16 protein-coding genes and 1 pseudogene are annotated in these 20,052 nt (G+C 63.1%); 6 read left to right on the top strand and 11 right to left on the bottom strand.

Annotated elements, in window-relative coordinates:
* Position 1 precedes the first annotated feature (1 nt).
* The 3 genes from OKW98_RS18225 to OKW98_RS18215 form a co-directional block, all read right to left on the bottom strand.
* Positions 2 to 1,213, bottom strand: coding sequence for an MFS transporter (locus OKW98_RS18225; protein ID WP_265386035.1), 1,212 nt, complete (start codon positions 1,211 to 1,213; stop codon positions 2 to 4).
* Positions 1,214 to 1,326: 113 nt separating this feature from the next.
* The gene (locus OKW98_RS18220) at positions 1,327 to 1,932 is read right to left on the bottom strand and encodes a GNAT family N-acetyltransferase (RefSeq protein ID WP_265386034.1); all 606 of its coding nucleotides are present in this window, start codon (positions 1,930 to 1,932) and stop codon (positions 1,327 to 1,329) included.
* Between the two features lie 6 nt (positions 1,933 to 1,938).
* Positions 1,939 to 3,096, bottom strand: a complete 1,158-nt coding sequence (locus tag OKW98_RS18215) for a murein transglycosylase A (protein WP_265389769.1) — start codon at positions 3,094 to 3,096, stop codon at positions 1,939 to 1,941.
* 282 nt (positions 3,097 to 3,378) lie between these two features.
* Between OKW98_RS18215 and OKW98_RS27625 the strand changes: the two are divergent.
* Positions 3,379 to 4,464 (top strand): annotated as a pseudogene (locus OKW98_RS27625) (cache domain-containing protein); the annotation flags it as partial.
* Positions 4,465 to 4,539: 75 nt separating this feature from the next.
* On the top strand, positions 4,540 to 5,385 hold the full coding sequence (locus tag OKW98_RS27620; protein ID WP_416148513.1) for a methyl-accepting chemotaxis protein: 846 nt from the start codon (positions 4,540 to 4,542) through the stop codon (positions 5,383 to 5,385).
* 68 nt (positions 5,386 to 5,453) lie between these two features.
* On the opposite strand, the gene OKW98_RS18205 is transcribed toward OKW98_RS27620, so the two are convergent.
* The 5 genes from OKW98_RS18205 to ppnN all read right to left on the bottom strand — a co-directional run bounded on the left by OKW98_RS18205 (position 5,454) and on the right by ppnN (position 13,771).
* Positions 5,454 to 5,900 carry a CBS domain-containing protein gene (locus OKW98_RS18205; protein WP_265386032.1) on the bottom strand — a complete coding sequence of 149 codons (447 nt, stop codon included), beginning with the start codon at positions 5,898 to 5,900 and terminating at the stop codon, positions 5,454 to 5,456.
* A 160-nt stretch (positions 5,901 to 6,060) separates the two neighbouring features.
* Positions 6,061 to 6,516 carry a type III secretion system chaperone gene (locus tag OKW98_RS18200; RefSeq protein WP_265386031.1) on the bottom strand — a complete coding sequence of 152 codons (456 nt, stop codon included), beginning with the start codon at positions 6,514 to 6,516 and terminating at the stop codon, positions 6,061 to 6,063.
* Between the two features lie 55 nt (positions 6,517 to 6,571).
* Positions 6,572 to 11,524 (bottom strand): AvrE-family type 3 secretion system effector, encoded by a 4,953-nt coding sequence (locus OKW98_RS18195; protein WP_265386030.1) that lies wholly within the window; start codon positions 11,522 to 11,524, stop codon positions 6,572 to 6,574.
* An 81-nt stretch (positions 11,525 to 11,605) separates the two neighbouring features.
* A complete protein-coding gene (locus OKW98_RS18190) occupies positions 11,606 to 12,199 on the bottom strand; it encodes a GNAT family N-acetyltransferase (RefSeq protein ID WP_265386029.1) in 594 nt (197 codons plus the stop codon).
* A 198-nt stretch (positions 12,200 to 12,397) separates the two neighbouring features.
* The gene (gene ppnN, locus OKW98_RS18185; protein ID WP_265386028.1) at positions 12,398 to 13,771 is read right to left on the bottom strand and encodes a nucleotide 5'-monophosphate nucleosidase PpnN; all 1,374 of its coding nucleotides are present in this window, start codon (positions 13,769 to 13,771) and stop codon (positions 12,398 to 12,400) included.
* Between the two features lie 200 nt (positions 13,772 to 13,971).
* On the opposite strand from ppnN, the gene OKW98_RS18180 reads away from it, so the two are divergent.
* The 3 genes from OKW98_RS18180 (at position 13,972) to OKW98_RS18170 (ending at position 15,613) form a co-directional block, all read left to right on the top strand.
* The gene (locus OKW98_RS18180; RefSeq protein WP_265389768.1) at positions 13,972 to 14,499 is read left to right on the top strand and encodes a sterol desaturase family protein; all 528 of its coding nucleotides are present in this window, start codon (positions 13,972 to 13,974) and stop codon (positions 14,497 to 14,499) included.
* Between the two features lie 131 nt (positions 14,500 to 14,630).
* Positions 14,631 to 15,350: a dienelactone hydrolase family protein gene (locus OKW98_RS18175; protein ID WP_265386027.1), complete on the top strand. Its 720-nt coding sequence runs from the start codon at positions 14,631 to 14,633 to the stop codon at positions 15,348 to 15,350.
* 44 nt (positions 15,351 to 15,394) lie between these two features.
* A complete protein-coding gene (locus OKW98_RS18170) occupies positions 15,395 to 15,613 on the top strand; it encodes a hypothetical protein (RefSeq protein WP_265386026.1) in 219 nt (72 codons plus the stop codon).
* A gap of 44 nt (positions 15,614 to 15,657) precedes the next feature.
* Here the strand turns inward: OKW98_RS18170 and OKW98_RS18165 are convergent, their stop codons facing one another.
* Positions 15,658 to 16,455, bottom strand: coding sequence for a CAP domain-containing protein (locus tag OKW98_RS18165; RefSeq protein ID WP_265386025.1), 798 nt, complete (start codon positions 16,453 to 16,455; stop codon positions 15,658 to 15,660).
* Positions 16,456 to 16,682: 227 nt separating this feature from the next.
* On the opposite strand from OKW98_RS18165, the gene OKW98_RS18160 reads away from it, so the two are divergent.
* Positions 16,683 to 17,216: a GNAT family N-acetyltransferase gene (locus OKW98_RS18160; RefSeq protein ID WP_265386024.1), complete on the top strand. Its 534-nt coding sequence runs from the start codon at positions 16,683 to 16,685 to the stop codon at positions 17,214 to 17,216.
* A gap of 102 nt (positions 17,217 to 17,318) precedes the next feature.
* On the opposite strand, the gene OKW98_RS18155 is transcribed toward OKW98_RS18160, so the two are convergent.
* Together OKW98_RS18155 and OKW98_RS18150 are read right to left on the bottom strand one after the other, a co-directional pair.
* A complete protein-coding gene (locus OKW98_RS18155; RefSeq protein WP_265386023.1) occupies positions 17,319 to 18,374 on the bottom strand; it encodes a permease in 1,056 nt (351 codons plus the stop codon).
* An 84-nt stretch (positions 18,375 to 18,458) separates the two neighbouring features.
* A complete protein-coding gene (locus OKW98_RS18150; protein ID WP_265386022.1) occupies positions 18,459 to 20,051 on the bottom strand; it encodes an ABC transporter ATP-binding protein in 1,593 nt (530 codons plus the stop codon).
* Position 20,052: the final 1 nt, after the last annotated feature.

Here is a 20,052-nt window from a genome sequence, read left to right as displayed (position 1 = left end):
TTCAGACTGACCCGCAGGCCTGCCGGTCAACGCGGCGATCAGCCCGCCGCGCGTCCATCAGCGCCCAATACCACATGCCCAGCCCGCCCAGCGTCAATGCCGCTGCCGCATAACCCGTGGCCGGCAAACCGAAGCCTGCGGCAATCACCACGCCGCCCACCAGCGGGCCGATGGCGTTGGCCACATTGAAGGCGCTTTGCACCAGTGCCCCGGCCAGTGATTGGGCGTTCGGCGCCACGTCCATCAGACGGGTCTGAAGGATGGCCGCCAGACCCACGCCGCAGCCAATGAAAAACACCAGCGGAATGAGCAGCCAGAGATTGTCCGTGGCCGAGGGGTACAGCGCCAGTACGAGTGCGGTGAAGCCCAGCGACACGCCAGCGGCGAGCATCGTGGCGCGGTCCGCAGCCCAGCCGCAGACCAGATTGCCCACTGTGGTGCCCAGGCCAAACACGGCCATCACCACCGGGATCATGAAAGCGGAAGCGTGGGTGACCTCGATCAGCGTGGCCGCCAGATAGGTGTACACGCAGAAGATCCCGCCGAAGCCGATGCCGGCAATGCCCAGGGTGAGCCAGACCTGCCGCGAGCGCAGGGCATTGAGTTCCCGCAAGGGGCTGGCGTCAGCTTCAGCGGGAGTAGCGGGTGCCAGGAAACGGATCAGCACGGCGGTGAGGACGGCGAGCCCGGAGACAATGGCCATGCCCCAGCGCCAGCCGATGGTCTGGCCGATCCAGGTGGCGAACGGCACGCCGATGATGGTGGCGATGGTCAGCCCCATGAACACCCGGGAAACCGCTTGGGCGCGACGATTCTTGGGCACCAGCGAAGCGGCCAGCAGCATGGCCACGCCGAAGTACGCGCCGTGGGGAAACCCGCTGAGAAAGCGGAAAAACACCAGCCATGGCAGCGAAGGCGCCACGGCGCTCAACGCGTTGGCGATCCCGATGAAGGCGGCGAGCGCCACCAGCAAGGCGCGACGAGGCAGGCGCACACCGAGGACCATGATCACCGGCGAGCCGATGACAACGCCCAAGGCATAGGCACTGATGGCATGCCCGGCCAGCGGCTGGGTGACCTGGAACTCACTGGCAATGAACGGCAGCAGGGTCATTGACGCGAATTCGGTGGTGCCGATCGCGAACGCGCCCATGGCGAGGGCGAACAGCAGCCAGCCCATGTTGAAATGTTGCGGGGAGTGGGAGGTATTCATGGGCGATCGAGAAGGGTTTCCGGGAACAAGCATGCTGTGATACCTGAAACCGATTTCAGTTCAACCTGCATCTGGCAGCCTCGGTTAAACGTGGTCTCCAACCCACCCTTGCATCAGATAGCCTGCGCCATACGGGCCTCAAGCATCGTCTTCACCTCGGGCCATTCGTCATCGATGATGCTGAAGCGCACGGAGTTACGTTTGCGACCGTCGGGCATGATCCGCTCGTGGCGCACGATGCCTTCCTGACGCGCGCCGATGCGCAGGATCGCGGCGCGGGAATTCTCGTTCAGCTCGTCGGTGGTGAACTGCACGCGCACGCACTGCATCACCTCGAAGGCGTAACGCAGCAGCAGGTATTTCATCTCGGTGTTCAGCCCCGAGCGCTGCACCGATTGCCCGAGCCAGGTATGGCCGATTTCCAGCTTGCGGTTATGGCGGTCGATCTTCCAGAAACGCGTGCTGCCGACGACCTCACCTGAACTGCGCTGCACAATCGCGAACGGCATGACGGTGCCGGCGGCTCGACCGGCCAATGCGCTATCCACATAGTGCTGCGCCGTGGACGGCCCCGGAATCACTGTCACCTTCATATTCCACAGCTCACCGTCCTCGGCCGCGCGCACCAGCAGTGGCGCATGATGCGTTTCGAGCGGCACGAGCTCCACTCGATCGCCGGTCAAGGTCACGTACTCGCTGGGGACAGTGGCTGGGCTCATGGGCTATCAGTCCTTGGGCTTGGCGTCAGGCAGGGCGGCGCCTTTGGGCCACAGCATCCAGATCTGCCCTTGTTGCTTCATGTTCCCGGCCAGCTCGCCGGCCGCGTCGCCGGTGCCCCAGAACATGTCAGCACGGACTTCGCCGGCGATGGCGCCTCCAGTGTCCTGGGCCGCGACCGGGCGTACCAGCGGCGTGCCGTCGGGGCGGGTCGACGACAGCCACAACAGGCTGCCGAGGGGGATCACCTTGCGATCAATCGCCACGCTGTAGCCGGCGGTCAGCGGCACATTCAGCGAGCCGCGCGGGCCTTCGGTGCTGTCCGGGCGCAGGGTGAAGAACACGTAGCTTGGGTTGCTGCCCAGCAATTCATTGACACGCTCGGGGTGCGCAATCGCCCAATCGCGGATGCGGCCCATGGACACTTCGTCCTTGGTCAATTGGCCTTGCTCCACCAGCCAGCGGCCGATCGGCTTGTACGGGTAGCCGTTCTGGTCGGCGTAGGCGATGCGCAGCTGACGGCCGCTTTCCAGCTGGACCCGACCCGACCCCTGAATTTGCAGGAACTGCAGGTCGATGGGGTTTTCCAGCCAGGCCAGCACGGGGGCATTGGCGCCTTTGTTGCCGATGGTCGCGGCATCGTCGTAGGGACGCAGCACACGGCCATCCAGGCGTCCGCGCAGGCGCTTGCCCTTGAGCTCGGGATAGATGCTGTCGAGGTTGACGATGATCAGGTCATCGGGCACGCCATACACCGCCACCGGGTGCTCATCGTTGCGCTGCTCGCTGCCTTTATAGATCGGTTCGTAATAGCCGGTGATCAGGCCGTTTGCGCCGTGCTCGGAGGAGCGCAGGCTGTAGACCTGCAGCTGATTCTTGAGGAAATCGCGCACGGCGGCCGGGTTTTGCGGCACCTGGGCGGCGAGGGCGCATGTGCCACCCCAGACCGGGTCCTTGGCCAGGCGCTTGCACGCCGAGAACCAGCTGTTATAGCCCGCCATCAGGTCGGTGTCGTTCACCGCCGGCAGTTTATCCCACTCGACGCTGACGTAGGTCGTCGCTTCGGAGGGCTTGGTTTTCGGCGCGCCGCCGTCGCAGGCAGCGAGCAGGGCGATCAGTGGAGCGAGGCAGAATACGAAACGGCGCCAGTGCAGGCTTGTGGTCATCACGCGGGGTGTTTCCTGAAAATCATGCGAAGGCGGCTAGCTTGGTGAAAGCCGAGGGCTGCGTCAAATGGATGAGGGAATCATTTGCATGAAAGCCGACGTGGTGGCCGACTCGCCGTAGAGGTGACACCAAAAGGCGGCGGGTTTGCCGCCGACAGAACGCCGATGGTGAGATGACGCCCTGCTGCACCGGGCAAAACCTTTTTTTTGGCCCCTCATCCTTGTCGGCATTCGGTCGATAGCTCATCAGGAATATTCAAAAACAATTACAAAATATCTGACATGGGGTCGACGATGTTCAAAACAGTGCAGGCGCGTTATACGGTCATATTTGTGGCGTTGATCCTGGTGATCGCAGTGATCACCGAGCAGGGGATCGTGCATTTCGTCACGCCCAAGGTGCGGGAGACTCAGGAAAAAGTGGTGCTGAGTCAGGTCGATCAGATCGGCACGCGTATTCTGTCGGACCTGGCCCGCGTAGAGGCCCAGTCCCGGGCGATTACCCAGGCGGTGCCGCTACTGGACAGCGATGGCATCGACAAGGTGCTGCCAGGCCTGGTTGATCAATATGGCGATCAGAAAGTCTTCGGCGGCGGCGTGTGGCCGATGCCGGACAAGCGCACCCCGGGGCGCAACAAGTACAGCTCGTTTTTCCACCGTGACGGCAGCGGCCAACTGGTGGTGAGCACGTTCTGGAACTCCGACCCCGCGCCCAACTACTGGGAACAGCCGTGGCACCGCGCCGGGCAGAACGCACCCAAAGGCAAATGCGCCTGGGCGGCGGCCTATCAGGACGAAGCCAGCCCGCAGCCGCGCACCAATTGCGCGATGGGCATCTACAAGGATGGCGCGCTGTACGGCGTTTCGACCATCGACGTCACCCTGGGCTTCTTCAACGGCCTGATCCAGGAAAAGGAAAAAGACATTCAGGGTCAGGTGATGATCGTCGAGCGCGACGGCAAGATCCTCACTAACCAGAGCCGCATCCCCGGCGAAATCATCCTCAAGAACATTTCCGGCTTCAGCGGCCAGTCGATGTTCGCCAAAGCCATTCAGGACGGTCTGGGTCAAGTCTCCGGCGACGGCGTGTATTCCCAGGAATACATCGACCCGCAACTGGGTGACCTGACCTTCTTCCTGCGTCCCGTCGTGGGCACGCCGTGGATGATCGCCACCTCGCTGCCGACCGCCATGCTCACCGCCAGCAGTACCGAAGTGCTGAAGACCCTGGGCTGGTTGCAGATTCCACTGGTCATTCTGTTGCTGGTGGTGCTGGGCTTTGCTTTCCATCGGCTGCTGGCACGTCTGACCGTTCTGCGCACCAACATCGACGCGCTGTCTTCGGGTGAAGCCGACCTGACCCGCCGTATTCCGATCAAGGGTGAAGACGAACTGGACGCGGTCGGCCACTCGATCAACAAGTTCATCGCCTTCCAGCAAGCCATGATTGTCGAGGTGCGCAGTGGCACCGAGCAGATTTCCGCCGGCCTGCTGCAGTTGCAGGATCAGTCGCGCAACATCAACCAGATCCTCAATCGCCACGCCTCGGAAACCGATCAGGCGGTGACCGCGATCAACGAGATGAGCGCCACCGCCGACAGCGTTGCCGAGAGTGCTACGCAGACGGCGAGCTTTACCCAATCGGCGAACGATGCCGCGCAGCGTTCCCGTGACGTCGTCGACGAAGCGTCGGTCAGCGTGCGGGCGTTGGTGGCAGAAGTTGAAGACGCCACCCGGTATGTGCAGGAAATGCAGGTTGACGCCAAGCGCATCACCGACGTGCTCGGGGTCATAGGCGGCATTGCTCAGCAAACCAACCTGTTGGCGCTCAACGCGGCCATCGAAGCGGCGCGGGCCGGCGAGCAGGGCCGAGGCTTTGCCGTGGTGGCCGACGAGGTGCGGGCGCTGGCCGGTCGCACCCAGCAGAGCACGTCCGAGATCAACGAAATGCTTGCGCGACTGGAGCAGGGCGTCAGCACCGCGGTGGGCGCGATGGAAAAAACCAAGATCAGTTGCCAGTCCACGGCCGATCGCACGTCGCGGGTCAACGAGGGCCTGGACGGGATGGCAGGTTCGGTGCTGCGCATTCATGACCTCAGCGCGCACATTGCAACGGCGGCGGAGGAGCAGAGCGCGGTGACCGAGGAGATCAACCAGAACATGATCGCCATTCGGCACATGGTCGGTGAACTGGTGGGCTGTGGTCAGCAGACCGACACCAGCGTAGACGCGCTGATGGCGTCCAACGAGCGGCTGGTGGCGATGATCGATCGCTTCAAGGTTCGCTAACCGGCCATCCATTCACTCGTGCAAAGCAAGCCGGAGCCCTTGAAGCTCCGGCTTTTACGTGTGTGGATTCAGTAGCTTTCGCCGCGAATGTATTCCTGCATTTTTTCGATCAGCCTGGCCTGTTCCGCAATAGCCTCCTTGACCAGGTCGCCGATGGACAACAAGCCGATCAGTCGGCCCTCATCCACCACTGGTAAGTGGCGCAATCGGCGGTCGGTCATGATGTTCATGCAGTGGTCGACCGTGTGCTGCGAACCCACGGTCTGTACGTCGTGGGTCATGATGTCGCTGACCGGGGTGCCGGCCGAGGCGCGGCCCTTGAGCTCCATCTTGCGGGCGTAATCACGCTCGCTGACGATGCCTACCACCTTGCCGTCGCGCACCACCGGCACGGCACCGATGTTTTTCTCGGCCATCAACTTGATCGCCTCGATGACCATCTCCCCGGGACCGACGGTGTGGACGTCAGCGTGATGCGGGTCTTTCAACTTCAGTAGTTCGGCTACGGTCGTCATGCTGGCCTCTCCGGCGCGTTTCTTGTGAGCACGGCCAAGCTGGCCGTGCATAGAGAATCGTCGAGAGATGGCATTCCGGCAAGTTTGAAAGCGCCATGCCCAGCACTGAAAGCGTCAGCGACCTGATTTCCCGTTGCAGCATCCGTGCGCCGGCGCGAGGTCAGCCGATCCGCCGCGACAGGCCGCCCTGTCCCTGTGCATGAATCGGTGTCTTTGCCGGCGATGCAGCGCGCTGCTGCAGCAGACCGGCAACGTCACGGGTCTGCAGAACAAACCCTTGCACCCAATCCACGAACGTCAGTTCATCGAGGGCGTTGAGCGGCAGTTGCGTGCACAGGCGCACCGCGTGCTGCTCATCCAGGGCCAGCCAGCAGCCACCCATGGCGCCGCTGTCGAAGTTGAGCCTCATCAGCCGCTCATACAGGCCCGGGTCGGGACGCAGCGACAGTTGGCAATGCAGGATCGCGACGTCGCCCGCCGCGGGGATCTCGATGATGACCACTTCGCGGCCCTCGTCGAACAGCGCGCACACGCCGTTTTCGAGCTGCAAGGCGGTGCCCAGTTGTTTGCCCAGTGCCTGAATGCAGGCATCTGCTTGTGTCGTGGTGTTCATCATCTGCGGTGTCCTGTCCGGGTTTCAATTCGATCAATGGAGGGTCAGGGGCGGCGGCCTAGCGCGGCCGGAAGGCGCCGTTGTTGGCCTGGCCCAGCTCGTGAGCGGGCTGTGGGTCGCCACGGTCGGCGATGTCGCCGTCTGCGGTGGCCTTTTTCGGGTTCGTTTGGTCTGGGCCGTAGTCGAAGGTGACTTCGCCCATCAGGCGTTCGATGCTCAACGCGCTGCCGCTCTTGTAGCTGACGAAGGGGAACGGGGTGCCGAACGAGTCTTCTTTCGCGGCGGTCTTGAAGACCGCGATGCTCTTGATGCGCAGATTGTTCTTGTCGTTGAGTATGTCCTTGAGCATTGCGTCGGTCAGCCGTCCGCTCAATGCGCCGTTTTCGATGCGCTCCTTGATGTCGTCGCGGACCTCTAGCTTGATTTCCGCGCGAGTGGTGCCCTTGGTGTCCTTCATCGCGTCGAGCAGGCCTTTGAGCTGCGGGTCGGCGCTCATCATGTCGTGAATGCGCTCGGCGTTGCCTTCGTTGCAGTCGCGGCCGAGCATCTGTTTGACGCGGTCGATCTGCCGCTTGGAAGGCGCGGCCTGGTCCAGCCGGTTAACGTTGTTGTGCTTGACCACCATGTCCATCAGCGACATCAGGCTCGAGCCCTGGCCGGCAGCGGTGTTCTGCCGGTCGAGCTGGCGCAGGCTCTGGCGTGCGGCGTATTGCGCGTCGTTCTCGTTCGGCGTGTCCTTCAGGTATTTGGCCTTGAGGTCCTGCAGCACCTGCTCGGGATTCTTGCCGTCGGGCGACGGATTCTTGCTCATGCCGGGGAAGGCCTTTTCCAGTGTGTCACCCAGGGTTTTGACGTCGGCGGTTTGCAGCGGCAGGGCGTTCTTGAAGCGCACGTCGTAGCTTTTGCCGGTCTTGTTGTCGAACGCCAGTGTCGCGCTGACCCCCAAGGGTGCGCCGCCGGCCACGAACAGGTTGCTGGGGCGCGAAGTAAAGACGGTGCTGAACATCCGCGCGTAGCCGGTCACCGAGCCTTTTTCGAGGAAGCGCGCGCGGTTGCTGCTGTAGATGTCGGTGTGCAGGCCGTCGCTGCCGTGGCCCTCGGTGCGTTCCCGTTCGGCGCTGAGCAGTGACACGGTTCCCAGCAGGCCCGCGCCGAAGCGCATGAAGCCGGCCACAGGTTCCGCATCGGTCTGGCCCTTGTTGGTCCGGGATTCGAGGTTGACCCCGGCATCCAGGTCGAAGGCGTGTTTGCCCGTGGTGCGCACTTCCTTCTCGACGCCGCGATCCATCAACTCCATGGGTTTGAGGCCTCCCTGTGCCGGGCGCTTGCTGCTGGCCAGTTGCGTCTGCATCAGGTCAATCATGAAATCATCGATTTCGTCGTCGCGGATGAAAAAGCTCAGTGCCGTGCTGTTGGCGTATTTGTACTTGGCGTCCAGGCTGCCGCCGAACCAGCCGCCGTTGGTCTGGAGGTTGGCGTGGCTGTCGCCGGACGTAGTTTTGGTGTCACTTTTCCCGCCGCCAAAACCGAAGCTTCCGGTGCCGCTGATGGCGCCTTCGCGGTTCATCGAGACTTTCAGGCCGCGGTCGAAGCGGGTGAAGGTCAGGCCGTAGGTCCGCTCTGGATCGATGTTGCCGCGAAAACCCAGGAACGCGGGCTCTGCCGGCCCCGCGACGCCACCGGTGACGCCGCCGCCGTAATTGCGGTTCAGCTTGAGACTTTCCCGAGGCTCAAGATTCTGGAGCGCCTCGGTCAGGGCGAGCATGACAGCGGCGTTATTCGGGCCGGCAGGGGTTTGCAGCCCCTGCAGCACGTTGCGCTTGAGCGGGTGGTTGTCCTTGCGCAAGTGCTTGAGCAGGTTCTTGGTGGCGTCGTAACTGGCTTCGAGGGAGGCATGGTCACGGAAGCCGGCATCGGTGTAGCGCTTGACCGGGCTGCCTTCGTAGGCGTCGTTGTGCAAGGTGGCCAGCGCTGTGGCGATGGTGTCGAAATCCTTCGCCCCCGGTTTCTTCACTTCATTGGCGAACCCGTCAAGGGCGGCGCTGATGTCGTTGAGCACCTTGACGTCCAACGCCAGACGAGCGCGCAGCAGCGCCTGGTTATCGCCTTGGGTGCGAGAGCCATCCAGCGGCGATTGGGTGTTGCGCCGCTCCAGCGTGAAATGCGCGTTCTCCAGCTTGGTGAGCAGCTGCCCGACTTCGTGAGCGTTGTCGATGCCGCTGTGACGAAGGACGCTGGCCACTTGCGGCAGCATGTCATTGTTGCGCGGCTTGCCCTGGAAGGCCGGGTTGATCGCGCCATTTTTCAGCAAAGCGCCTTCGTCCTGGGCCAGTTCGCGCAGCGTCTTGTGCAGGTCTTCGGTGACGCTGGTCTGGAACCAGTTGAACAGCTCGGCCAGCTCGCTCGATTCAGGGGACATCAGGCGGGGCGCCAGGTCATCAATGCGCGCAGCCATGGGCCTGGGCTGTGTGCCAGTCGCCGCACCGGTCGCCGCGGCCGCACGGGTCTGCAGTTCGCGCAGCAACGCGGTTTCTTCGGTGTAGATCGGCCTCAGGCCTTCGCGGCCTTTCCAGGCGTGCTGGAGGCTGTCGGCAGGCACTTTCACCGCGCCGGTCAGCGAAAGATGGGAGGTCAGGTAGTTCTGGGTGAGGGACGTAGGGGCGTATTGCTTTGCCTTCATGCTCTCGACGTTGTTACTGCCCATGACATTGACGGTGACCTTGGCCGAGCCCCTGCGCAGGGGCTCCGGCTCGGCTGCGGCCAGCCGATTGAAGGCTGTGTGGTCATTGCGCGGGGCGGCTGGTGCGGGTGTTGCGGCTTCCCATCCGATCGCGGTTTTGACGAATTCTCCGGCGCTGGTGGTGGCCAGCAAACGTCCGTCGTGATTGGGGCGCAGGTCCTGAAGAACGGTCCCCGGTGGGGTGGTCGGGCCCTGAACCGCTTGCCAGGTCCGCTGAGGATTGAGCTTTCGGGCGTTGGCATCGTCGCCGCTCAGCTGGAACACTGCGCCGCCGCGCAGGGCAAACCAGTGCTTGCCGCCCGTGCTGATCGCCTGGATATCGCCCGCGCCGGGCGGCTTTGGCAACAGCGCGCGCTCGCCGTTCTGGTCGTGCAGGCGCAGCTCACCGCCGCTCAGGGTCATGAAATTCTGATCGTTCTGCACGGCCAGCTTGTCTGCCACCAAATGCTCGGCGCCGCGCAGGGCGGTGCCCTTGGCTTCAGTCCCGCGACCTTGCAGGGCCAGGTCGGCGCCGCGGCCCATGTCATGGGCGGCGGCCTGGGGTGCCACTTTCAACTGTTTGAGCTTGCCATCCTTGTCGATGAGGTAAGCGAAGCCGTCCTGGCCAGCCTGCAACGCCTTGATGTCCTTTTCGGAGGTCTTCTTCCATTCCTCGGTGCGCGGGTCTTGCACCAACAGCGTCTTTTCGGTGGTTTCTTTCAACTCTTCAACGGGCGGGTTGTGCACTAACCGCTTGTCGAGGGGACGTACGTATTCGCCGCGCGGTGCCTGAACCAGCGCTGAGCGTTTTTCCTCGTGGAGGGCGATTTTGCCGCGCGGCAGCTGAATCTGCGTGGCGGCGTCAGGGGTCAGGGCGGGCAAGCCGCGCTGGCGATCCATGACCAGCGGCGCCATGGACCAGCCGGGGACGAAGTCCTGTCTTTGGTCATCCCACGCAGCACTGTGCTCCAGGCCTTGCTGATCCTTGACCCGGGCGTGCAGGACGTTTGCTTCATCGTGAAAGAAGTCGCTGACGGTATGGTTGCCGAAGGCCGCCTGCAGGGCGCGCGAGGGTGGCGCTTGCTGCAGTGTGAGCTCACCCGCGACGAAGATGTTGTTTCGTCGCTCTGCAGCGCTCGGTAGATCCGCCTGCAGGAGTTTGCCCGAGGCTGTGGTCGCCAGCAGACGATCGCCGACGACCGCCACGGATTTGGCTTTCATGGCCTCGTCGTTATCCGTGCCGGTGGGGGCAATGAGCTGAAGCGCATCATTCAGGCCGGGGCCGAGCCTGTTGCGCAGTTGGAGCAACGGGTTGCCCGAGGCGTTTTCGCTGAGCGCCATCAGTTCACCGGCCGTGGAGCGTCCGAGGGCCGTGACCTTTCCTTTGAAATCCAACGGCGTAGTCAGATCATTCAGCGAGTACACCTTGCCTTTGTCGTCGAGCCCGAACAGGTTGCCGTCGCCGATGTTATGCAGGGTTTTCAGCGTTGCGCCCTGGGTGTTTTCCTGCCATTGACCCCCTTGCAACGCGTACAGCTTATTTTCGTGAATCCGCCAGGCCGTGTTGCTGGCGTCTTTGTGCACGCCGGTGATCTGCGCACGATGGGCATCGGTGGGCATCGCCACATGAGAGGCATTGTAGGGCTGGTTTTCACTGCTCTTGAACAGGGAAATGGCCGTATCACTGGCATGGGCGTGCAGCAGCCGGTGCTGCGTATCGACCAGCAGGTATTCGGTTTTCTCTGTGCTCTGATTGAGCTGCGCAAGGCCCTGATAGCGCTGGTCGTGTTTGCTCAGAATGCCTTCGAGCAGACGCTCGGTGCGATTGGTCTGGCCGGGGGCGCCAAAGACCAGTTTTTGATTGTGCAGCGCCATGCTCAGACGGGGTGTCATCGCCATGGCTTGCGGCTGGGCTGTCGCGGGACCGGTTGGAGCGGTTGGCGCCGGACCGGGTGGCGGCACAGTCGCCTGCGCCGTGGCTGCAGCGCTTGTGGCAGTCGTTGCGGCGGTCGTGGTTGAGGCACTTGCCGGATTGGGTGCCAGCGCCGTGTGCGTGGCGTTCGCAGCCCCCGCGCTGCGGGGAATTGATGAGGCGTCGCCCGGCCGGGCCTTGAACAGACCGCCTGCGAAGTTACGGCTTTTCTGCAGCGTTGACCGACTGGCAGTGGCCATGCGCGCCAGAACGTTTTTGCGCTGCGTGGGGCCGGTTGCTGTTCCTGTTGCAGCAGCAGGGTTCAGGTGGGTGGTGCCGACATTCGTGGTCTGGCCACGTAACACTGGAGGTAAAGCCATGCTGACGCCGTCCGTGCAAGTGAGTGCTTTGCAGGGTGAGTGGCGTCAGGCGGGCGGGTGGTTCCCGATTCTCCGAAAAGATCAGGCAGACCCGTCAGAGGGCTTGCGGCGGGGGCGGGAGATCACCGACTCGATGTTCTTGCGTCCGATCAGCAACGGGCTTTTGGCTTTGCGCGAGGCCGGCATGTCGGCCAGCCATTTGTACATCACCAGGCAATCCACCAGCCCGAGCCGCGCGTGGCGGTAAGCGCGGGGCAGGCGCCCGACGATCTCGAAACCGAGTTTCTGCCAGAGCGCGACGGCGACTTCGTTGGTGGCCACCACGGAGTTGAACTGCATGGCCGAGAAGCCGCTGTCCAGCGCCAATTGCTGTGAGTGCTCGCACATCAGGCGCGCGACGCCGCGACCCCGCGCGGCAGGGGTAACCATGTGGCCGCAGTTGCTGACATGACTGCCAGGGCCGGCCGCGTTGGCCTTGAGGTAACAGCTGCCGAGCAGCACGCCGTCTTCTTCGGCGATCAGCGTGTGCAGCGGGTATTCCAGCCACAGGTGCCGGGCCTGCTCGTAGGTCAGGTCGGGGGCGTAGGCGTAGGTTTCCTGCGCCCGGACCACGGCCTGAAAGGTGGGCCAGAAGACCTCGAAGTCATCGGTGGTCATGGGGCGGATGTGGATCATGGGCATTCCATCGGGTTGCGAACATCACCCGTAGGAGCCGGCTTGCTGGCGAATGGGAGGGTTCATTCGCCATCAAGGGGTTTGGACGGACGCCTTCGTCCGATCGCGGCCCGCAGCAAGCCAGCTCCTACAGGAACTGCGTTTATTCCGGACAGCGTGGGAAGCCGCCGGATGTCAGGTAGCACTACATCGAGTAAGTCAGGACACCACCCGATAACACGGCACATACGCCGCGCCGCCCGGCAGTTTCATCCGGTGCTGCTCGACGAAGGCCTGCAACAGCTTGTCCAGCGGCTTCATCACTTCGGCGTCACCGTGGATTTCATAGGGGCCGTGTTCCTCGATCAGGCGAATGCCCTTGTCCTTGACGTTGCCCGCCACAATCCCGGAAAACGCCCGGCGCAGGTTGGCCGCCAGTTCGTGGGGCGGCAGGTCGCGGCGCAGTTGCAGGCTGGCCATGTTGGCGTGGGTCGGATCGAAGGGGCGCTGGAAGCTCTCTTCGATCTTCAGCAGCCAGTTGAAGTGGAACGCGTCGGCGCGGTCGCGGCGGAACTGGCGCACCGAAGCCAGGCCAAGGGTCATCTGCCGCGCCACTTCCGACGGGTTGTCGATGATGATCTGGTAATGCTTGTGCGCTTCTTCACCCAGGGTGGCGCTGACGAACGCGTGCAATTGCTCCAGGTACGGCGCGGTGCTTTTCGGGCCGGTCAGGATGACCGGGAACGGCAGCTCCTGGTTGTCCGGGTGCATGAGGATGCCGAGCAGGTAGAGGAATTCCTCCGCCGTGCCCGCGCCACCCGGGAAAATGATGATGCCGTGGCCGACGCGCACGAAGGCTTCCAGGCGCTTTTCGATATCCGGCAAGATCACCAGTTCGTTGACGATCGGGTTCGGCGCTTCGGCGGCGATGATGCCCGGCTCGGTCAGGCCCAGGTAACGGCCGCCGGTGATGCGCTGCTTGGCGTGGGCAATGGTCGCGCCCTTCATCGGGCCTTTCATCACGCCCGGGCCGCAGCCGGTGCAGATGTCCAGTTTGCGCAGGCCCAATTCATGGCCGACTTTCTTGGTGTATTTGTATTCCTCGGTGTTGATCGAGTGGCCGCCCCAGCACACCACCATCTTCGGCTCGACGCCGGGGCGCAGGGTGCGGGCGTTGCGCAGCAGGTGGAACACGTAGTCGGTGATGCCCTGGGAACTGCTCAGGTCGATGCGCTGGCTGTCGAGCTCGCTCTCGGTGTAGACGATATCGCGCAGGGCGCTGAAGAGCATTTCCCGGGTGCTGGCGATCATCTCGCCGTCGACGAACGCGTCGGCAGGGGCGTTCAGCAGTTCGAGGCGCACGCCACGGTCTTGCTGGTGGATACGCACTTCGAAGTCCTGATAGGCCTCGAGGATGGTTTTGGCGTTATCGACATGGGCGCCGGTGTTGAGGATGGCCAGGGCGCACTGGCGGAACAGGGTGTAAATGCTGCCGGAGCCTGCGGCGCTGAGCTGCTGGACTTCGCGTTGCGACAGTGTTTCCAGGCTGCCCTTGGGGCTGACCGAAGCGTTGATGACGTGTCTTGGAGCCATTCTTGATTCCTTGAAAGCGGTGCCGGGCGCCGCGAGGGGGCAGGGCACGAATACAGTGAGCGTTCGAGACGTTCACCCATGGGGCCATTTTTTACATCGCTGGGTCAGGAAAGCAAACGTTGTGAGCGCGAATCTGGAAATTTCCCGTGGCCCCGGTATGCTGCACGGCGACGTCCAGACCCATCGGCCCTCCCGACGCTATGATCTTCAACTTCACGATTTTTCTCCTCACCCTTGTCGCCATGGAAGGGGTCGGCTTTCTCGCCCACAAGTACGTCATGCACGGCTGGGGCTGGTTCTTGCACAAGTCCCACCACGAAGAGCAGCTCGGCGCCTTCGAAACCAACGACATCTATCTGCTGGCGCTGGGCGTGGTGGCGATCGCGCTGATCGTCGCGGGCAACAGCGGCCATGACCCGCTGCAATGGGTGGGCGCTGGCGTTGCCGCGTTCGGCCTGATCTACTTGTTTGTTCACGACGGCATGGTCCATCGCCATTGGCCGGTTCGCCCACGGCCGCGCAGCCGCTACCTCAAACGCCTCTACCACGCGCACTTGATGCACCACGCCGTGAAAGGACGACGCAACAGCGTGTCGTTCGGCTTTCTTTATGCGCCGTCGGCCGCCACGCTGAAAAAGCAGCTGCGCGATCATCGCTCTGCCTCCAGCGCGGAGCGCTGCCGGGATCTCAGTGGCGCTGCCATGGGCACCGATCTGCAGAACGGCTGAACGGATTCCACTTCGAACCTGTCATTAATTTCATGTGCGTCGCGCTGTTCAGCGTCGTGTTGCTGTCGTAGAACTGACGGTCAGCCGTTTCACGCTGTTAACCCAATCGAATTTCTTCTCCGGAGAACCCCATGACTCACCCATCGACACAGGCAACGGGCAAAACCGTCACCTTCAAACGCCCCGACGGCAAAGAGTTGAGTGGCTATCTGGCCAGCCCGGCCAAGACCGAAGGCGCACCGGCCGTGGTAGTGATTCAGGAATGGTGGGGCCTGAACGATCAGATCCGTGGCGTGGCCGATCGGCTGGCGGCATGCGGTTATCTGGCGCTGGTACCTGACCTTTACCGTGGCGAAATGACGGTTGAGGAAGAAGAAGCCCATCACCTGATGGACAAACTCGACTTCGCCGACGCCGCCACCCAAGACATCCGCGGCGCTGTGCAGTACCTCAAGGGCCACAGCCAGAAAGTCGGTGTCACCGGCTTTTGCATGGGCGGCGCGCTGACCCTGCTGGCACTGAACTTCATCCCCGAGCTGTCCGCTGGCGTGGTGTTCTACGGCATGCCGCCGCTGGAATTCCTCGACCCTGCGGCGATCAAGGTGCCGGTGCTGGCGCACTGGGGCACTCAGGATGAGTTTTTCCCGGCGGACGGCGTCGATCAGCTCGAAGCCAAACTCAGCGAAGGCGGTGTCGACCTGGAATTCCACCGCTACCTGGCGCACCACGCCTTCGCCAACGAAGAAGCCGTCGGGCCTGGCCGGATTCCGGGCACGCAATACGACCCGGTCTGGGCACAACTGGCCATGGACCGCACGCTGACGTTCTTCGGCCGCACTTTGTGGGGCTGAAGACAGCGGTGTGATAGTGCTGCATCGCCTGGTATCAGCAGGCGATGCAGTTTGCTGACGCCTTGTACCGTCCTCATCCCAGTGATTTCAAGGATTGGATCGTCCACACCAAGCGAGTGACCAGCTCGCCGAAATCTCTGGACTGGTTCCAGAGCAACAAGGTGTCTGTCGAGTCCAAGCGCGTTGAATACTGGCCGGTCTGGCAGAAGAAGAGCGCGGCGGATGTCGAGTTGCGCACCCTGCACGCCGCTGACGGCCTCTGATAGCCTAGCCGCTTGCCAAGGCGGATTGCACTAGCGACCAGCGCTTACTGCACCCCGAACATCGCCGTCCAGTAAATGCCGGCGTCGCTTTTCGGGTCGGTGGCGTAGGCCGCGCCGAGATCATGAAACTGCGGGTTCATGATGTTGGCGCAATGGCCGGGGCTGGCCAGCCAGCCCTCGACCACCTTGCGCGCATTGTCCTGCCCGGCGGCAATGTTCTCGCCGATCTGCTGGCCGATATAACCGGCCAGCTCCGCACGATCCCCCGGCGTCCCGCCGTTGCGACCCTTATGATCAAAATAGTTGTTGTTGGCCATGGAGCGCGAGTGGCTTTCGGCTGCGCTCATCAGTGTGTCGTTCCACACCAGCGGCGCGGCGGCGGAGAACGACTGAGCGCCACATTGTTGCGGTTGCTTGCGCGCTTCATTGATCAGACCGAGCAGCTTCTGGCCCTCTGCCTGCGCGTTACCCAACCCGCCTGCGAGCAGTGGACGCGCGAGCACAATGCGCCAGTCGCGGTCGTTGTGGCTGACGCCGATGTCGACGAACTGCGGATTGAGCACCACCTGACAAAAACTTTCCTGAATCGCCGCCATCGCCGCCTGCGCATCGCGCGGACCCGAGAGGGTGATCGCCTGGACGCTGACCATCGAATATGACGCCCGCGCCAGCATCGGCTGCAGATCGACCGTGCCGCTGGCCGGGAGGTTCAGGCGCGGGTCGCTGTTGAGTGGCGGCAGCTCGGTGGATGCCACATTGGCGCAAGGCTGGGCCTGGCTGCGGTAGGAATTGATTGACTGGATCAGCTGCGTTTCCTCGCTGGCCACGGCCGTCCCTGCCATAAGAAGCGCCAGGGGCACAACAGCGAGACACTGGATGAATGATCTGAAACGCATGGAAATCTCCCTCGAACTGACGCGCCCACGGTGCGCGATTTTACCTGTCGCGAAATAGTCTGAGCCGCACAAACCGTGGAGGTTGCAGCGATGAGCAGGGTTTTTGCAATAGCCGAGGTGAAAACCCGCTGTTTCGCCACATAATCAGCGCTCGACCCTGCAGTGTGACTTCGATGACCACGACCATAAAGCGACTGACCCCGGAATATGCCTCGGCGTATCGAGCCCTGATGCTTGAAGCGTACGCCCTCCACCCTGATGCGTTCACGTCCGACGTCGGCGAGCGCGAAGCCTTGCCGATCAGTTGGTGGGAAAAGCGGCTTGTGGTCGGGCCTGACGCGACGGAGGTGGTGTTCGGCGCCGTTGAAGCAGGAAGGTTGCTGGGGGTTGCCGGCCTGTCTGTGGAGCGCAGAAAGAAGGCCCGTCACAAGTCCACGCTGTTCGGGATGTACGTTCCCCACGCGCATCGGGGCAAGGGCATTGGGCATGATTTGGTGCACAGTGTGTTGGAGCATGCCCGGACGCAGCCGCAGTTGGTGCTTGTCCAGTTGACGGTGACCGAGGGCAATAGCGGCGCGCAGAACCTGTATGAACGGATGGGGTTTGAGGTGTTTGGGGTAGAGCCGTACGCGGTCGCCGTGGGGGAGCAGTATGTGTCGAAGGTTCACATGTGGTGTGATTTGAGGTGTCGGGCGGCTGACGCTTGAGCCACGAGCGCGGCGCTTTTCCACGTCACCCGTCGAAGGCGAAGCGGCCTGCCGTGAGGCAGAGCCGCCGTAGCGCTTGATCTTGAGATCTTGATCCTGGCCTTACAACAACGCGGCCCCCACCAGTCCACTCACCACCCCGACCAGCATGGTCAGCACACCCACGGTCACCAGCACGTTGGCGTCGAAGGATTTGCGCAGCATCAGCAGCGACGGCAGGCTCACGCTCGGCAGGGTCATGAGCAATGCCACTGCAGGTGCAGTGCCCAGGCCCAACGTCAGCAGGGTTTGCACGATCGGGATTTCGGCGGCTGTCGGGATCACGAACAGCGTGCCGACGATCGCCAGCGGCACCAGCCACAGCAGGCTGTTGCCCATGGCACCGTCGACGTGGGGGAACAGCCAGACCCGCGCGGCACCCAGGATCAGCACGGCGATGACGTAGATCGGGATAGTGGTCCAGAACAACTGCCAGAGCGTCTTGCCCCAACGCACCAACAGGCTGCCTTCGTCCGGCATCTCGGCGTTGGCCACGGCTTGCAGCGCCTGTTCAGGCACGGCCTCCGGGCGCGAGATACGCTGAGCCACCAACGACACGCCGATCACCAGCACCAGGCCCGCCACCAGTCGCAGCGCCGTGAAGCCCCAGCCCAACACGAAGCCCATGAACACCAGCGTGGCCGGGTTGAGCACCGGGTTGGCGATCCAGAAGGCCAGCGCCGCGCCCACCGAGACGTTTTGCTTGCGCAAGCCCGCAGCCACTGGCGCCGCACAGCAGCTGCACATCATGCCTGGCAGGGCGAACAGGCCGCCGCGAATGGTCGAGCCCAGCCCGGCACGTCCGAACATTTTCAGCAGCCAGTCCCGGGGAATCAGCACCTGCAGCAGCGAGCCGAGGATGATCGCCAGCACGGCGGCTTTCCAGATCGCCAGAAAGTACACCTGGGCGTACGCCAATGCAGCGGCCCACGGCGTGGCCGGATTGTCATTGATGATCGAGCCGCCGATGCTATGGGTGTCGGCAGCGATGAAGGACTTCAGGTAATACGGCGACCACTTGACGTAGTACAAGCCGATGGCGGCCACCAGCAGGAACGCCAGGGGTTTCCACCAGAACGACCAGCCGCGGCGTTCGGAGGTGAGCGGGAGGGCAGTCATGACAGGCACCAGAGCAGGAAATCGTGGGGGCGGGATGATACGCCGTGGCCGGGCATTATAGTAGGTGTCGCAAGGGATGTCGGCTCACGCCCGCCCGCCGAAATCCAGCCCGGACGCACGCAGCAGTTCCTGGGTGTAGGGCTGTCGCGGGTTGCAGAAGATCTCCCGCGCCGCGCCTTGCTCGACCACTTGGCCGTCCTTGATCACCAGCACCTCATGGGCCAATGCATGAACCACCGCCAGGTCGTGGCTGATGAACAGATAACTGAGGCCGTGACGAATCTGCAGATCCCGCAGCAACGCGATGATTTGCTTTTGCACGGTGCGGTCCAGCGCCGAGGTGGGTTCGTCGAGCAGGATCAGCTCCGGTTCCAGCACCAGCGCCCGGGCAATGGCCACGCGCTGGCGCTGCCCGCCGGAGAATTCGTGGGGGTAGCGATGGCGGCTGTCCGGGTCCAGGCCGACTTCGCCGAGCACCCGAATCACCGTCTGTTCACGCTGGGCCGGGGTGCCGATGCCGTGGGTCAGCAGCCCTTCGGCGATGATCTGCTGCACGGTCATGCGCGGACTCAGGCTGCCGAACGGGTCCTGAAACACCACCTGAATGCGTTTGCGCAACGGCCGCATCAGTTGCTGGCTGCGCAGGCTCAGTTCCTTGTTGCCGAAGCGGATGCTGCCTTCGGAATCGATCAGCCGCAGGATCGCCTGGCCCAGGGTCGATTTGCCCGACCCGGACTCGCCGACGATGCCCAGGGTCTGGCCTTTCAACAGCTCGAAACTCACCCCGTCCACCGCCTTGATGTACTGCCGCTCGCGCCGCAGCAACGGCTTGGGCAGGGGAAACCAAACCTTCAGTGCGTCCACCGACAGCAGCGTCTGGGTATGCTCGCCGGGCACCGGTTCGCCGTCGGGTTCGGCATTGATCAGCAGGCGGCTGTAGGGGTGTTGCGGAGCGGCAAACAGCGTTTGGCAGTCAGCTTGCTCAACGATTTCGCCGGCGCGCATCACGCAGACCCGTTGGGCGATGCGCCGCACCAGATTGAGGTCATGGCTGATCAGCAGCAGCGACATGCCCAGCCGTTGCTGCAGGGATTTGAGCAGTTCGAGAATTTTCAGCTGCACCGTGACGTCCAGCGCCGTAGTGGGTTCGTCGGCGATCAGCAGTTCGGGTTCATTGGCCAGCGCCATGGCGATCATTACCCGCTGGCGCTGGCCGCCGGACAGTTGATGGGGCAGGGCCTTCAACCGCTGCGGCGGGTTCTGAATGCCCACCAGCCCGAGCAATTCCAGGGTGCGCTCGCGGGCCGCCTTGCCCTTGAGGCCCTTGTGCATGGCGAGGATTTCGCCGATCTGTTTCTCCACGCTGTGCAAGGGGTTCAGCGAGGTCATCGGCTCCTGAAAGATCATGGCGATGCGGTTGCCACGTAGCCCCCGCAGCACCTTGTCGCTGGCCTGCAGCAGATCGACGCCCTTGTAACGAATGCTGCCCTGGGTGCTGACGGACTTGGCCGGCAGCAGGCGCAGGATCGAGTGCGCGGTCACCGACTTGCCCGAACCGGACTCGCCGACCAGCGCCAGACACTCGCCGGGCTGAATGTCGAGGTCGATGCCGTGCACAACTTCGGCGCCGTTGAAGGCTACGCGCAGGTTGCGGATCTGGATCAGAGGGTCAGTCATG

Origin of the sequence: Pseudomonas sp. KU26590, from assembly GCF_026153515.1 — a bacterium.
In the GTDB taxonomy this organism is placed as follows: Bacteria; Pseudomonadota; Gammaproteobacteria; order Pseudomonadales; family Pseudomonadaceae; genus Aquipseudomonas.
This window is presented reverse-complemented; position numbering and strand designations above follow the sequence as displayed.